At 65.9% G+C, this 12,717-nt stretch carries 14 protein-coding genes; 8 read left to right on the top strand and 6 right to left on the bottom strand.

Features of this window, described 5'->3' with window-relative positions:
* Window positions 1–71: 71 nt before the first annotated feature.
* The 3 genes from ASF98_RS09285 to tmk all read right to left on the bottom strand — a co-directional run bounded on the left by ASF98_RS09285 (window position 72) and on the right by tmk (window position 3,552).
* Window positions 72–1,646 (bottom strand): alpha/beta hydrolase, encoded by a 1,575-nt coding sequence (locus tag ASF98_RS09285; RefSeq protein ID WP_156372360.1) that lies wholly within the window; start codon window positions 1,644–1,646, stop codon window positions 72–74.
* 74 nt (window positions 1,647–1,720) lie between these two features.
* Window positions 1,721–2,863 carry a DNA polymerase III subunit delta' gene (locus tag ASF98_RS09280; RefSeq protein WP_055800630.1) on the bottom strand — a complete coding sequence of 381 codons (1,143 nt, stop codon included), beginning with the start codon at window positions 2,861–2,863 and terminating at the stop codon, window positions 1,721–1,723.
* Window positions 2,860–3,552: a dTMP kinase gene (gene tmk, locus ASF98_RS09275; RefSeq protein ID WP_055800627.1), complete on the bottom strand. Its 693-nt coding sequence runs from the start codon at window positions 3,550–3,552 to the stop codon at window positions 2,860–2,862. The genes ASF98_RS09280 and tmk overlap by 4 nt, the downstream gene beginning before the upstream one ends.
* 89 nt (window positions 3,553–3,641) lie before the next feature.
* Between tmk and ASF98_RS09270 the strand changes: the two genes are divergently transcribed.
* Together ASF98_RS09270 and ASF98_RS09265 are read left to right on the top strand one after the other, a co-directional pair.
* A complete protein-coding gene (locus tag ASF98_RS09270; protein ID WP_055800625.1) occupies window positions 3,642–4,826 on the top strand; it encodes a trans-sulfuration enzyme family protein in 1,185 nt (394 codons plus the stop codon).
* Window positions 4,827–4,835: 9 nt separating this feature from the next.
* Window positions 4,836–5,225, top strand: a complete 390-nt coding sequence (locus ASF98_RS09265) for a DUF2516 family protein (protein WP_055800623.1) — start codon at window positions 4,836–4,838, stop codon at window positions 5,223–5,225.
* A gap of 50 nt (window positions 5,226–5,275) precedes the next feature.
* Here ASF98_RS09265 and ASF98_RS09260 read toward each other — a convergent pair whose 3' ends face one another.
* Entirely contained in the window at window positions 5,276–6,103 is an 828-nt protein-coding gene (locus ASF98_RS09260; RefSeq protein WP_200939337.1) for a class I SAM-dependent methyltransferase, read from the bottom strand.
* Between the two features lie 115 nt (window positions 6,104–6,218).
* On the opposite strand from ASF98_RS09260, the gene ASF98_RS09255 reads away from it, so the two are divergent.
* Complete coding sequence (locus ASF98_RS09255; RefSeq protein ID WP_055800621.1) at window positions 6,219–6,965, top strand: phosphoglyceromutase; 747 nt, start codon at window positions 6,219–6,221, stop codon at window positions 6,963–6,965.
* Window positions 6,966–7,025: 60 nt separating this feature from the next.
* Here the strand turns inward: ASF98_RS09255 and phoU are convergent, their stop codons facing one another.
* A complete protein-coding gene (gene phoU / locus ASF98_RS09250) occupies window positions 7,026–7,688 on the bottom strand; it encodes a phosphate signaling complex protein PhoU (RefSeq protein WP_055800618.1) in 663 nt (220 codons plus the stop codon).
* 203 nt (window positions 7,689–7,891) lie between these two features.
* On the opposite strand from phoU, the gene ASF98_RS09245 reads away from it, so the two are divergent.
* Window positions 7,892–9,112 (top strand): sensor histidine kinase, encoded by a 1,221-nt coding sequence (locus ASF98_RS09245; RefSeq protein ID WP_055800616.1) that lies wholly within the window; start codon window positions 7,892–7,894, stop codon window positions 9,110–9,112.
* Window positions 9,109–9,789, top strand: a complete 681-nt coding sequence (locus ASF98_RS09240; protein ID WP_011690590.1) for a response regulator transcription factor — start codon at window positions 9,109–9,111, stop codon at window positions 9,787–9,789. The genes ASF98_RS09245 and ASF98_RS09240 overlap by 4 nt, the downstream gene beginning before the upstream one ends.
* Before the next feature lie 120 nt (window positions 9,790–9,909).
* On the opposite strand, the gene ASF98_RS09235 is transcribed toward ASF98_RS09240, so the two are convergent.
* On the bottom strand, window positions 9,910–10,452 hold the full coding sequence (locus ASF98_RS09235) for a hypothetical protein (RefSeq protein WP_055800613.1): 543 nt from the start codon (window positions 10,450–10,452) through the stop codon (window positions 9,910–9,912).
* A gap of 340 nt (window positions 10,453–10,792) precedes the next feature.
* On the opposite strand from ASF98_RS09235, the gene ASF98_RS09230 reads away from it, so the two are divergent.
* The 3 genes from ASF98_RS09230 to ispF all read left to right on the top strand — a co-directional run bounded on the left by ASF98_RS09230 (window position 10,793) and on the right by ispF (window position 12,706).
* Window positions 10,793–11,275 (top strand): CarD family transcriptional regulator, encoded by a 483-nt coding sequence (locus ASF98_RS09230; RefSeq protein ID WP_011690592.1) that lies wholly within the window; start codon window positions 10,793–10,795, stop codon window positions 11,273–11,275.
* Between the two features lie 112 nt (window positions 11,276–11,387).
* Window positions 11,388–12,209 (top strand): 2-C-methyl-D-erythritol 4-phosphate cytidylyltransferase, encoded by an 822-nt coding sequence (gene ispD / locus ASF98_RS09225; RefSeq protein WP_055800611.1) that lies wholly within the window; start codon window positions 11,388–11,390, stop codon window positions 12,207–12,209.
* Between the two features lie 2 nt (window positions 12,210–12,211).
* Window positions 12,212–12,706, top strand: a complete 495-nt coding sequence (gene ispF, locus ASF98_RS09220; protein ID WP_055800608.1) for a 2-C-methyl-D-erythritol 2,4-cyclodiphosphate synthase — start codon at window positions 12,212–12,214, stop codon at window positions 12,704–12,706.
* The last annotated feature ends 11 nt before the right edge of the window (window positions 12,707–12,717 follow it).

Raw genomic sequence — 12,717 nt, 5'->3', positions numbered from 1 at the left:
GTTCGTGCAGGCATTACGCCGGGGCTCGCCTATGCAGGGGCTCGCCATGCTAGATCAGGCCGCCTGACGTCCTAGCACTCCGTGTTGTCCGCGGGCGGCTCTCCGGTCAGGAGGTAGCCGTCCACGGCATCGGTGACGCAGCTGTTCGAGCGGCCGTAGGCGGTGTGGCCCTCGCCCTTCCACGTGACCAGGGAGGCGTTGCCCAGCTGCTTGCGCAGGGCGCCGGCCCATTCCACGGGGGTCGCGGGATCGCCGGTGGTGCCTACCACCACGATCGGGGCCGAGCCCGGGTACTCCACGGGTGCCGGTGTGCGGGTGCTCTTGTAGGGCCAGTCCTGGCAGTTCGTGCCGCCGTAGGCGAAGAAGTAGCCCAGGGTGGGGGAGTCCTGCCGCAGCTTCTGCTCTTCGGCCCGCATGGCAGCCGGGTCACTGACCATGGGGTAGTCCAGGCAGTTGATGGCGTTGAAGGCGAACGCGCTGTTGGACGTGTACTTGCCGCTCGGGTCGCGGTCGGCGCCGAAGTCTGCCAGCCGCAGCATCGGGGAGGCGTCGCCCTTGAGGGCGGCGTCCAGGGCCTGGGTCAGCAACGGCCAGTTGTCGTCGTTGTACAAAGGCAGGATCAGGCCGCTGACGAAGGCCGAGCCGGTCACCATCCTGCCGTCCTGGGCTCGCCGCGGGTTGGCGTCCACGGACTGCACGACGTCGCGGATCTGCTGGACGCCGCTGTCCACGGTTCCGCTCAGGGGGCAGCCGTTGTCACCGAGGCACTTCTCCACGTACGCGCGGATGGCCTTCTCAAAGGCGCGGGCCTGGCCGCTGGTGAGCTCCTCGTTGCTGAGGGACGGGTCCAGGGCGCCGTCGAGCACCATGTGGCCCACGTTGTCCGGAAACAGCGAGGCATAGGTGGATCCCAGGAAGGTGCCGTAGGAGTAGCCGAGGTAGTTCAGTTTGGCGTCGTTGACCACGGCACGCAGGATGTCCAGGTCCTTGGCGGCGCTGACGGTGTCCACGTGTCCCAGCACGGGGCCGGTCTTTTCGGCGCACTTGGCTGCAGTTGCCTTGTTGTCCGCGACAGCGGCCGCCAGTCCGGCGTCCGAGCTGAGGTCATAGTTCTTTGCCCGGGACTCGTCGCGTTCCTGGTCCGTGAGGCAGGTGACGGGGGAGGACCGCTTCACTCCGCGGGGGTCGAAGCCCACCAGGTCGTAGCTGGCGCGCACTTCACTGGAAATGTTCGTGGCGCCGGCGTCCTTGACGAAGTCGTAGCCGGAACCGCCCGGGCCACCGGGGTTGACCAGCAGGCTGCCGGTCTTCTTGCCCGTTGCCTTCATTTTGAGGGCGGCGATCTCGATGCTGTCGCCGTCGGGCTTGCTGTAATCCAGGGGCACCTTGATTTTGGCGCATTCGAGCTTGTCCTCGCAGGACGTCCAGGAAACTTCCTGCGAGTAGAAGTTCCGAAGCTCTTCGGGAGCCGCTTCGGCGATCGAAGGGTCAGCCTTGGCAGTGCTCCCGCCGCTCGATCCGCCGTCGGGCTGGCCGAACACCGTGCAGCCCGTAAGCGCGAGCAATACGGCCAGGGAGCCAGCAGCTGCCTTGGCCGCGGTCGATCCGGACCGTAACCGCAGGGGCAGACGTCGGGCAGGCTTCATGCAGGACTCCTTGAAGGACTTGGCGTGGGCTCGGGCGAACATACGGCGGCGGGACGGGACTGGGCGGGGCGGTACTAGATCAGGCTTGCTGCCATGGATTCGATGGCCAGCAGGGGTGCAACGTTGGTGGTGGTGATTCGCTGGCGGGCCTTGTTGATCGCATCCATCCGGGCGAGCGTTGCCTCCGCGCTGGACCGCCCGGCAAACTCGGCCAGCTCGCTCCTGAGTTCAACGTTTACCAATTCTACGGCGTTCCCCATCTGGATGATGAGGACGTCCCGGTAGAACGAGAGAAGGTCCGTGAGCGTCCGGTCAAGGGAGTCGGTGATGGAGCGTTTGGCGCGCCTCTTCTGGTCGTCCTCGAGCTGCTTGAGCTGGCTTCTCATGGCGGGCGGCAGCGTGCCGCTTTCCGGCGCGCCAAGGGTGGCCAGCAGGGCTGCCTTTTCCTCGGCGTCGCGCACTTCGTTGGAACTGTTGGCTTCCTCGGTGGCGATCTTCACCAGCTTTTCGGCCATCAGGACCGCTGCGGTGATGCCCCGCAGCCCCAGCGGGAAGCGGACTGTTTCCATGCGCCGTTCGCGGGCATCGGCGTCCCGGGCAAGCCTGCGGGCAATGCCGACGTGGCTCTGTGCCGCGCGGGCCGCGCGTTCGGCGAGGGCCGGATCCACGCCGTCGCGCCTCACCAGGAGTGCTGCGACGTCGGCGGCCGGCGGAAGCCGCAGCGCCACCGGGCGGCAGCGGGACCGGATGGTAACCAGGACGTCCGCCGGTGACGGTGCACACAGCATCCACACGGTGCGGGGAGTGGGCTCTTCGATGGCCTTGAGCAACACGTTCGTGGTCCGTTCCGCCATGCGGTCGGCGTCTTCCACAACGATGATCCGCCATCGTCCGGAGGAGGGACGGTTTCCGGCGGTCGAGACCAGGTCCCGTGCTTCATCAATGGTGATGGTGACTTTTTCGGTGCGGACGAACGCCACGTCCGAGTGTGTTTCGCCCAGGATGGTCAGGCAGGCTGCGCATTCGCCGCAGCCGCGCCTGGAGACGTCCTCCTGGTCGCAGTTGAGGGCGGCGGCAAAGGCTTTCGCGGCGTTGGACCGGCCGGATCCGGGCGGGCCGGTGAACAGCCAGGCGTGCGTCAGGCCGTCGCCCTGGGCGGCCTGGCGGAGCTGGGCGACGACGGCGGGCTGGCCCTGAAGATCGTCCCAGACGGTCACGGGGCCACGCCTTCCCTGGCACCCTGGCGGGACACATGACTCGAACCCTGCCTGGACAGGACCAGCGCGTCCACCCGCGCCAGGATGAGACCCGCCAGTTCGGCGACGGGCAGGTGGGCGGCAAGCACCAGGTAATGGTCCGGACGGGCCGCGGCGAGGTCCAGGAACGCGGTACGGATCTTCGCGTGGAATTCGTCTGCTTCGGATTCCATCCGGTCTTCGGCAGCGTCACCCGCGGTCCGGCGGAGGCGGCCGACGGCGGGGTCGACGTCGAGCAGCACCGTGAGGTCCGGCTGCAGACCCGATGTTGCCCACTCGTTCAGGTCACGCACGGCAACGGTTCCGAGCCCCCGTCCGGCACCCTGGTAGGCCACCGAGGAATCGATGTAGCGGTCCGTCAGCACGATGTCGCCGCGTTCCAGTGCAGGCAGGATGACCTGGTCCGCATGGGCCGCGCGGGACGCGGCAAAGATGAGGGCTTCGGTGCGGGCATCGATATGGCCGTGCCCGTGGTCCAGGACCAGGGACCGCAGTTTTTCGCCAATGGGCGTGCCGCCCGGTTCCCGGGTGCGCAGCACCGTGAAGCCGCGCGAATCAAGGGCCCCGGCCAGCGCCGCGGCCTGCGTTGACTTGCCTGCGCCGTCGCCGCCTTCGAAGGCGATGAACAGTCCGGGGTTCTGGGTACTCACTTAACCAGCCTACCGACAATCACCGACACCGCAGGTGCCGGACCGTAACCGCTTTCCTGCGCTGCGGGCCTCCCACGTAGTCTTTGACCATGAGTCTTTCCGAAGAGCAGGCCGCCGCGCTGTCGGCTGAAACGGTGGTTGTGGCCGCCGGCCGCCCGCCCCGCAAACGCGATGCGCCAGTCAACCAGCCCATCGTCCTGTCCTCCACCTATTTCGGGACCGGTCCGCTCGCAGACGGCGACCGTGGCTACGGCCGCTACTCCAACCCCACCTGGGACCCGTTTGAAGAAGCGCTGGGCCAGCTTGAGGGCGCGTCCCTCCCCGGCCTGCTGTACGCCTCCGGCCTGGCCGCCGTCAGTTCAGCGCTGTCCCTCATCCCGGCGGGGGGAGTGCTGGTCATGCCCTCGCACAGCTACGCAGGTTCCCTGGTGATGGCCACCGAACTCGCGGAGAAGGGGCTGTTCGAACTCCGCACCGTGGACATCGCGGACACCGACGCCGTGAAGGCGCTACTGGCTCCGGCGGAGGGCAAACCCGCAAGCATGCTCTGGCTGGAAAGCCCCACCAACCCGATGCTCGGGATCGCGGACATCCGCGCCCTCACCGCTGCCGCCCACGAAGTGGGAGCGATCGTTGTCACCGACAACACCTTTTCCACGCCCCTGGTCCAGCAGCCGCTGAGCCTCGGGTCCGACGTCGTCCTGCACTCGGTCACCAAATACCTGGCCGGGCATTCCGACGTCGTCCTTGGCGCCCTGGTCACCTCGGACGCAACGATCCGTGCAGCGCTGCTTCACCACCGCATCATCCACGGCGGCATTGCCGGACCGTTCGAGGCCTGGCTTGCACTCCGCGGGCTGCGGACGCTGGCCCTGCGCATCGAACGCTCCCAGGCGTCGGCGGCCGTCCTTGCCGACCGGCTGAGCAATCACCCCCGGATCGAGAGCATCCGGTTCCCCGGACTGGAAACCGATCCCGGCCACGAACGCGCCAAGTCACAGATGAAGAGCTTCGGATCGGTGCTGTGCATCCAGATCGCCCCGGCCGGCGGACTCAGCGGTGCCGATGCGGCCGACAAGCTGGTCCGCGCCCTGCAGCTGTGGCTTCCCGCCACGTCTTTGGGCGGGGTTGAGTCCCTGATTGAACGACGACGGCGCCACGCGGCTGAGCCGGTCAGCGTGCCGGACAATCTGGTCCGCCTGAGCGTGGGGATTGAAAATGTCGAAGACCTTTGGGCCGATTTGGACCAGGCACTGGACGCTCTGGGCGGCTAGGCTGGGGACGTGGACGGAAAAGTGTTGATTAACTACGTCGAGACCGGGGTCTATTTCCTCATGGCGCTCGTGGCGTTTGGTCTTGAAGCGTGGGCATTGTTTGATTGCCTTCGCCACAAGGCGAACGCCTTTGAAGCTGTTTCCAAGCGGACCAAGACGTTCTGGCTGGCACTGACCGGCGGCGCCGTGTTCATTGGCGCCCTGTCACTGTATGGCGGCGCCCAGGCCATGGGCGCCCTGTCACCCAATGGCGGTGGCGGCGGCGGTTTCGGCACGTTCGGCCTGTTCGGTCTCGCGGCAGTGACCGCAGCCTCCGTGTACCTGGCCGACGTCCGGCCCGCCGTGAAGGACGCCGGCCGCGGCGGCAGCCGCAACATGGGCCCGTACGGCCCCTGGTAACCGGGAAACACCCTATTGCGGGGCGGCGCGAGCTAAAGCGGCCGCGCTACTCAGGCGGCCGGCGCGACAGCGTCCCAGCCCACCGTCAACTCGCCCAGCCGCCATCGTGCCGGTCCGTCCTGGACCGGCCAGCCGTCGTCGAGCATGGACCGGCACATGGCCGTCCACCGTTGTTTGTTGCCGAAAGCGGCCAGTGGCGCTGCATCCAGCCAGGCCTTGTCCAGTGCCTGCAGGAAGCCGTGGATCCTCTCGCCGGGCACGTTCCGGTGGATCAGGGCCTTAGGCAGCCGTTCGGCGATTTCCGAGGGCAGTGCAAAGCCGCCGAAGCGCATGGAGATGCTCAGGCTCAGCGGGCCGCCGGCGTCGAGCGCCACCCACGTGACGCGCCGTCCGATTTCGTCGCAGGTGCCGTCGATGAACAGTCCGTTGGGGCCGAGCCGGCCCCGGACCAGGGCCCAGATGGCCTCCACGTCCGCTTCCTCGTACTGCCGCAGGACGTTGAACGCGCGGACGATCACCGGCTGCCCGGGCACCGGAAGCTCGAAGCCGCCCACATGGAAACTCAGCCCGGCCTGTTCCAGTGCCTTGGCTGCCCGGACGCGTTCGGGTTCGATTTCTATCCCGGCCACCCGGACGTCCGGGCGCACTGCAGACAGGCGGTGGAAGAGTTCGACGGCGGTGGCCGGTGAGGCGCCGTATCCGAGGTCGATGACGAGGGGGTTGGTTGCCCGGCGCAGCCGCCACGCCTGTGTCCCGGTGAGCCACCGGTCCAGCCGCCGCATCCGGTTGGGGTTGGTGGTGCCGCGGGTCACGTTGCCCACCGGCCGGCCGCTTCTGCCCGCGCCGGCCGCGCCCACCCGTTCAGCTTTTTGCACCACCGGACAAGCTTAACGGAGCAGCTCCGTCGCCGAGCACCGGCGGTCGGGTTAGAGGGAGCTGCAGTGTGATGTAACGCTCGGCGGCACAGCCACCTGCTCGGCTAGGATGAAAACCATGACTTACAAGCTGATTCTGCTGCGCCACGGCCACAGCGAATGGAACGCCAAGAACCTGTTCACCGGCTGGGTGGATGTCGATCTCAACGACCAGGGCCGCGAGGAAGCGGCACGCGGCGGCGAGCTCCTGGTTGAGAACAATGTTCTCCCGGACGTCCTGTACACCTCCCTCCTGAAGCGGGCCATCAACACGGCCAACATCGCCCTGGACAAGGCCGACCGCGGCTGGATCCCGGTCAAGCGTGACTGGCGCCTGAACGAACGCCACTACGGCGCCCTGCAGGGCAAGGACAAGGCGCAGACGCTGGCCGAATACGGTGAAGAGCAGTTCATGGAGTGGCGCCGTTCGTACGACACCCCGCCGCCGGCCCTGGACGACAACAGCGAGTTCTCCCAGGCACACGACCCCCGCTACGCAGACCTGGGTGACGCCCTTCCGCGCACCGAGTGCCTCAAGGACGTCCTGATCCGCCTGATGCCCTACTGGGAATCGGACATCAAGGAAGACCTCAAGGCGGGCAAGACCGTGCTGGTCACCGCCCACGGCAACTCCCTGCGCGCGCTCGTCAAGCACCTTGACGGCATCAGCGACGAAGCCATCGCCGGCCTGAACATCCCCACCGGCATCCCGCTGGTCTACGATCTCGACGAGGACTTCAAGCCGCTGAACCCGGGCGGCACGTACCTCGACCCCGAGGCTGCTGCCGAGTCCATCAAGGCTGTTGCCAACCAGGGCAAAAAGTAAGGCAACGGGGCTGGTCACCAATGGTGACCAGCCCGCCGTCGTTCTTCCTGCTCCCGGAAGTCAGCTGATTTCGGTGCTGTGCGGGTGCCACGCGCCGGTGACCAGGTAGGTGACCTTCTGGGCTACTGAAACGCCGTGGTCCGCGAAGCGTTCAAAGTAGCGGCTGGCCAGGGCAACGTCCACCGTGGTGGCCGGCGACTCGTTCCAGTCGCTGCGGGCGATGGCCTTGAAGACGCTCAGGTGGAGGTCGTTGACGGTCGCATTCGCCTTGAGGATGTCGCGGGCAACTTCCAGGTCGCGCGTTTCCAAGAGCTCGGTGAGCTTGTCCGCGATCAGCTGGTCCTGCTCGGCGAAGCTCTTGAACGTATCTGCGAGCTGCGGCGGAATTACGTTGGCCGGGTAGCGGAGCCGCGCCAGCTGGGCGATGTGCCGGGCGAGGTCTCCCATGCGCTCCAGCGAGGCGCTCATCCGCAGCGAACCCACGATCATCCGAAGGTCGCTGGCCACGGGCCCCTGCAGGGCCAGGATGTCGATGGCCCGCTCGTCCAGGCTGTTCTGCAGGAAGTCGATCCTTGCATCAGCGGCGATGACATCCTGGGCGAGGTCGACGTCGGCCCCTTCGAAGGCCGTCGTGGCCTTGTTGATAGCCTCGCTGACGAGCTTTGAAATCTCGACGAGCTGCTCGCCCACCTGTGTGAGCTCCTCCTGAAAAACCTTGCGCACTACGCGTCCTTTCCTTGGAAACCTGGCCCCACCGGGTGGCGGCCGGATTTCGTGTCACCGCTCTGCAGTCCAACCAATAACTCTGTCAGTGGCCGGTGAACTGTTACGCACCTATAGGTGAACGTTAGCTGAACCCCGCGGTGAATCGCATCAGATTCGCTTCCGGCGCCCGGGCCAGAGCATAAGCTGGAGCCGTGGATCCTATGCTCATCGGTGTCATCGCAGGCCTCGTCGGCCTGTCATTCGGCATCTTTGGCGTGCTCGCGTTCCGGGTCAGCGAACAGCAGCGCAAGCTGGTGGATGTTGAGTTCGACGAACCGGCACTGCCACCGGGCGCCGCGGAGGTGCTCGCCGTCGTCGGACGGGCTTTCGTTGTGGTTGACGCGATAGACGGCGTCGTGAGGGCGAGCCCTGCGGCCTACGCTTTCGGCCTGGTCCGGGGACACACCGTGGTCCACAAACAGCTGCTGGACATGACCGCGAAGGTGCGGCGCGACGGCGTGATCCTCGAGAAGCAGTTTGAACTGCCCCGCGGGCCGCTGGGGCAGGGGACCATCATCGTCCAGGTCCGGGCAGCCATGCTCGGTGAGGAATACATCCTGCTGCTGGCGGACGACCGGACCGAAATCACCCGTACCGAGGAAATCCGCAACGACTTCGTGGCCAACGTTTCCCACGAACTCAAGACGCCGGTGGGTGCCATTTCCCTGCTGGCAGAGGCGCTCGAATCGTCGGCGGACGACGAAGTGGCCGTCCGCCGCTTTGCCCAGCGCATGCAGAAGGAATCGAAGCGGCTCGCGGCCCTCGTGCAGGACATCATTGAGCTGTCCCGGCTGCAGGGCGCCAGCGTCGCGCAGCAAGCGCACCCGGTGGACATCAACTCCGTGGTCACCGAAGCCGTTGACCGTTCGCAGCTGCCCGCCGAAAGCAAGAACATCTCCATTGTGGTGGGCGGCCGCGTGAACGCCATGGTCTACGGCGACCAGGACCTGCTGGTGACGGCGCTGAGAAACCTGATCGACAACGCCATCCGCTACTCCCCGGAGAACACCCGCGTGGGGATCGGCATGCGCTCCAAAGAGGGCCTGGTCTCCATCTCCGTCACGGACCAGGGGGAGGGCATGAGTCCGGAGGACCAGGAACGGGTTTTTGAACGCTTCTACCGTGTGGACGCCGCCCGGTCCCGGCAAACCGGCGGCACCGGCCTGGGCCTGAGCATCGTGAAACACGTCATCTCCAACCACGGCGGGGAAGTGACGCTGTGGTCGCAGCCCGGCCAGGGGTCCACCTTCACCATTCGGCTTCCAGAGATGGAGGGGCAGGACGACGGCGACGCACCCGCTGCGCCGTCAACGGCCGCCCCCAGCAACTCACCACACAGTAGCGACGCCACCGGCGTCCATGAGCAAGGAGCCAGCGCTTGAGCAGGATTCTCATAGTCGAGGATGAGGAGTCGTTCAGCGACCCTCTGTCCTACCTTCTGGGCAAGGAAGGATTCGAGGTGGAAGTCGTGGACAACGGCCTGGACGCCATCACGGAATTCGACCGGAACGGCGCCGACCTAGTGCTCCTGGACCTCCAGCTGCCCGGCCAATCCGGCACTGAGGTCTGCCGGCAGCTGCGCCAGCGCTCCTCTGTGCCTGTCATTATGCTGACGGCCAAGGACGCTGAAATCGACAAGGTGGTGGGGCTGGAACTCGGCGCCGACGATTACGTCACCAAACCCTATTCGTCCAGGGAACTCGTTGCCCGCGTCAGGGCGGTCCTCCGCCGGCAGGGCGAGCCCGAGGAGCTCATCACCAACACCGTCCAGGCCGGCCCCGTCAGGATGGACGTCGAACGCCACGTGGTGAGCGTCGACGGCGAACAGGTGTCGCTGCCCCTGAAGGAATTCGAACTGTTGGAGATGCTGCTGCGCAATTCAGGCAGGGTATTGACACGGGGCCAGCTCATCGACCGTGTGTGGGGATCGGACTACGTGGGCGATACCAAGACCTTGGACGTCCACGTCAAGAGGCTCCGCAGCAAGATCGAGCCGGACCCGTCCGCCCCGCGGTACCTTGTGACCGTCCGGGGCCTGGGCTACAAGTTCGAGCCGTAGGCGCACGCCCGCCAACAAAACCGGGACAACAAGCCCCGGCAACAAAACCGCAGATGCAAATAAGGAGGGCCCCCGCGCGGCGGGAGCCCTCCTTATTGCTGTGGTGGTCTGTTGTGCCGGTTAGTGGCCCGCGCTGGTCGAAGGCGTGGGGGTCGGCGTGGCCGACTCCGAGCCGGTGGGCTCACTGCCTTCCGGCAGGTACTCCTTGTACTCGGGGAGGGTGGCGTCCAGGACGGGGACCTTGACCTTGGCAGTCTGGTTGGTGCCGTCCTCGGAGATAGTGACCTCGGACAGGGAACCGGGGTTTGCGCCCGTGCTGCTGAGGATAGCCGGATCCGTGGACTCGTTGAGGAGCGCGTACGAATTCTGCTTCACGGACACCTCCGTCTGCGAGCCGCGCGCACCCTTGATGGTCAGCTTGACGTCGCTGGAGGAGGAGTTGTAAACGGCGCCGACCACGCGGCCCTGCTTGTCCTCGCCCGCGGAAACGATCATGAAGTTACGGAGCTGGAGGGGACCGAGGTCTTCCCGGGTTCCGTCCGACGCAGAGTACTGCTCAGAGGTCTGCTGCGGGTTGATGTAGCCGCAGCCGGTCACGGACAGCAGGCCGATGGCAAGTGCTGCCGTTGCCATTGCCAGCTTGCCGCGCTGGCCCCGGTTCATCGCAGTGAAACGCACGTCACGCACTCCTTGAGAGTCTTGAAACATTATTCAGCCATAGCCTATCCTCTTGCGGTCTCAAACAAGGATTCGGGCAGTACACATTCACGTCCGGAAAGCAGTCTCCTCCCGGCCGTTCACTGCATGGCCGGCTGTGCCGGAACCCGGCCGGACCCGCCCTTGGCACAGACTCCTTGATGCACTAATATCCGCATCCGTCAAGGGGTTGGAGGGGGTCGATTGGCCCCATTTTCCTTGTATTTCCGCGGTTCGCGGCCCCGATCCGTGCCAGTTGTATGCCTGAATCGTGATAAACTGGTCTGCGGGAAAGGGGAAAGTCCACATGGTTTTTGAGGTCGGCGAGACAGTAGTTTACCCTCACCACGGTGCAGCAAAAATTGAAGAAATCAAGATGCGCACCATCAAGGGCGAAGAGAAGATGTATCTCAAGCTCAAGGTGGCTCAGGGTGATCTGACCATTGAAGTTCCAGCAGAGAACGTTGACCTTGTTGGTGTTCGTGACGTAGTGGGCAAAGAAGGTTTGGAGCATGTCTTTGACGTGCTGCGGGCCGAGTTCACTGAAGAGCCTACCAACTGGTCGCGTCGTTACAAGGCAAATCTGGAGAAGCTTGCTTCCGGGGACGTCATCAAGGTGGCAGAGGTCGTTCGTGACCTGTGGCGCCGTGATCACGACCGCGGCCTTTCCGCAGGTGAGAAGCGTATGCTGGCCAAGGCCCGCCAGATTCTGATTTCAGAACTGGCGCTGGCTGAAAAGACGGATGAAGAGAAGGCTGCAAGCGTTCTCGACGAAGTCCTGGCTTCCTAAGAATTGAACCCCGGTGGCTCACCAGCCGCCGGGGTTTCTTTTTGCCCTTTTTTAGGAGAATCCCGGGATTTTGCCGGGCGTCGGGTGCGCGCAGGCACGTAGTGTTGTGCCCATGAGTGCAACAGAATTTTCGGCCGGGTCCGGGCCGGATGCCGGGGACCGCGCTGTCAGCCCCGTCGTCGCCGTCGTGCTGGTGGCGGCCGGATCAGGGCAGCGGCTTGGTTACGGCATGCCCAAGGCCAGGGTTCCCCTCGGCGGAGAGCCCATCCTGATCCATGCCCTTCGCGGGATAGTGGCGTCCGGCGTCGCCCAGCAGGTCTGCATAGCGTTGCCGGCCGGCGACGGCGCACTGCGGCGGATGTGCGATGACTTCAAGGCTGAACTCGTCGATGGCGGGCCGCTGCTGACGGTCGTCGACGGCGGCGCGACGCGGGCCGACTCCGTGCGGTCCGCATTGGAGGCATTGGAAGACGGCACCCAGGCGGTGCTGGTTCACGACGCCGCGCGTGCCCTGACCCCGGAGTCCGTCTTCCACCGTGTGGTGGACTCCCTGGCGGCAGGCGCCCTGGCAGTCATCCCGGTGATACCCGTGGTGGACACCGTCAAGACCGTTGAAGCGACGAAAGCCGAAGACGCCCGTATCGCGCCGGAGGTGGTGGTGGGCACGGCGCCGCGGGAGAAGCTCCGGGCCGTGCAGACGCCGCAGGGATTCGACCTTGCCACGCTCCTGAAGGCGCACCGGGAGGTGGCAGGATTCGACGAAGCCCAGACCGCCGCCATCACCGATGACGCCATGCTGGTGGAACGCCTGGGTGTTCCTGTCCATGCTGTCCGCGGAGCCAGCCAGTCACTCAAGATCACCACTCCCTTGGACCTCATCATCGCGGAGGGCCTGCTGGAAGGTCCCCTGGGCGCGCGCTGGGTGGAGGGCTGAGTATGGCGGCTCCCATCATTCCCAGGACCGGAATCGGCATTGATGTCCACGCTTTCGCTTCCCCTGACGACCCTCGGGAGTTGTGGCTTGGCGGTCTCCTGTGGGAGGGCCAGCAGGGCCTGGCCGGCCACTCCGACGGCGATCCCGTGGCCCACGCGGCAGCTGATGCACTCTTCTCGGCAGCCGGGATCGGGGATCTCGGCACGCATTTCGGCACGGACCGGCCGGAATTCGCAGGTGCCTCCGGAGTGACCCTCCTGGCCGAGGCCGCCCGCATTGTCCGGACGGAAGGCTTCGAGATCGGCAACATCGCAGTGCAGTTCGTAGGCAACAGACCCAAATTCGGTCCCCGCCGGGAGGAGTCCCAGGCGGTCCTCACGGCGGCGGCGGGTGCGCCCGTCAGCGTCAGCGCCACCACCAGCGACGGCCTCGGCTTCACGGGCCGCGGCGAAGGCATCTCGGCCCTCGCCACAGCACTGGTGTACCGGGCGGGCTGAGGCGAAGGGCG

The organism is Arthrobacter sp. Leaf337 (genome assembly GCF_001423745.1).
In the GTDB taxonomy this organism is placed as follows: domain Bacteria; phylum Actinomycetota; class Actinomycetes; order Actinomycetales; family Micrococcaceae; genus Arthrobacter.
Note: the sequence above shows the minus strand (reverse complement) of the source record. Positions and strands in the feature narration are given on the sequence as shown.

Excerpts from the sequence above, each read along its gene's own strand:
- ASF98_RS09255 (WP_055800621.1), top strand. The coding sequence starts at position 6,219 with ATGACTTACAAGCTGATTCTGCTGCGCCACGGCCACAGCGAATGGAAC.
- ispF (WP_055800608.1), top strand. The coding sequence starts at position 12,212 with ATGGCGGCTCCCATCATTCCCAGGACCGGAATCGGCATTGATGTCCAC.
- ispD (WP_055800611.1), top strand. The coding sequence starts at position 11,388 with ATGAGTGCAACAGAATTTTCGGCCGGGTCCGGGCCGGATGCCGGGGAC.
- ASF98_RS09230 (WP_011690592.1), top strand. The coding sequence starts at position 10,793 with ATGGTTTTTGAGGTCGGCGAGACAGTAGTTTACCCTCACCACGGTGCA.
- ASF98_RS09285 (WP_156372360.1), bottom strand. The coding sequence starts at position 1,646 with ATGAAGCCTGCCCGACGTCTGCCCCTGCGGTTACGGTCCGGATCGACC.
- ASF98_RS09270 (WP_055800625.1), top strand. The coding sequence starts at position 3,642 with ATGAGTCTTTCCGAAGAGCAGGCCGCCGCGCTGTCGGCTGAAACGGTG.
- ASF98_RS09235 (WP_055800613.1), bottom strand. The coding sequence starts at position 10,452 with ATGAACCGGGGCCAGCGCGGCAAGCTGGCAATGGCAACGGCAGCACTT.
- ASF98_RS09245 (WP_055800616.1), top strand. The coding sequence starts at position 7,892 with ATGCTCATCGGTGTCATCGCAGGCCTCGTCGGCCTGTCATTCGGCATC.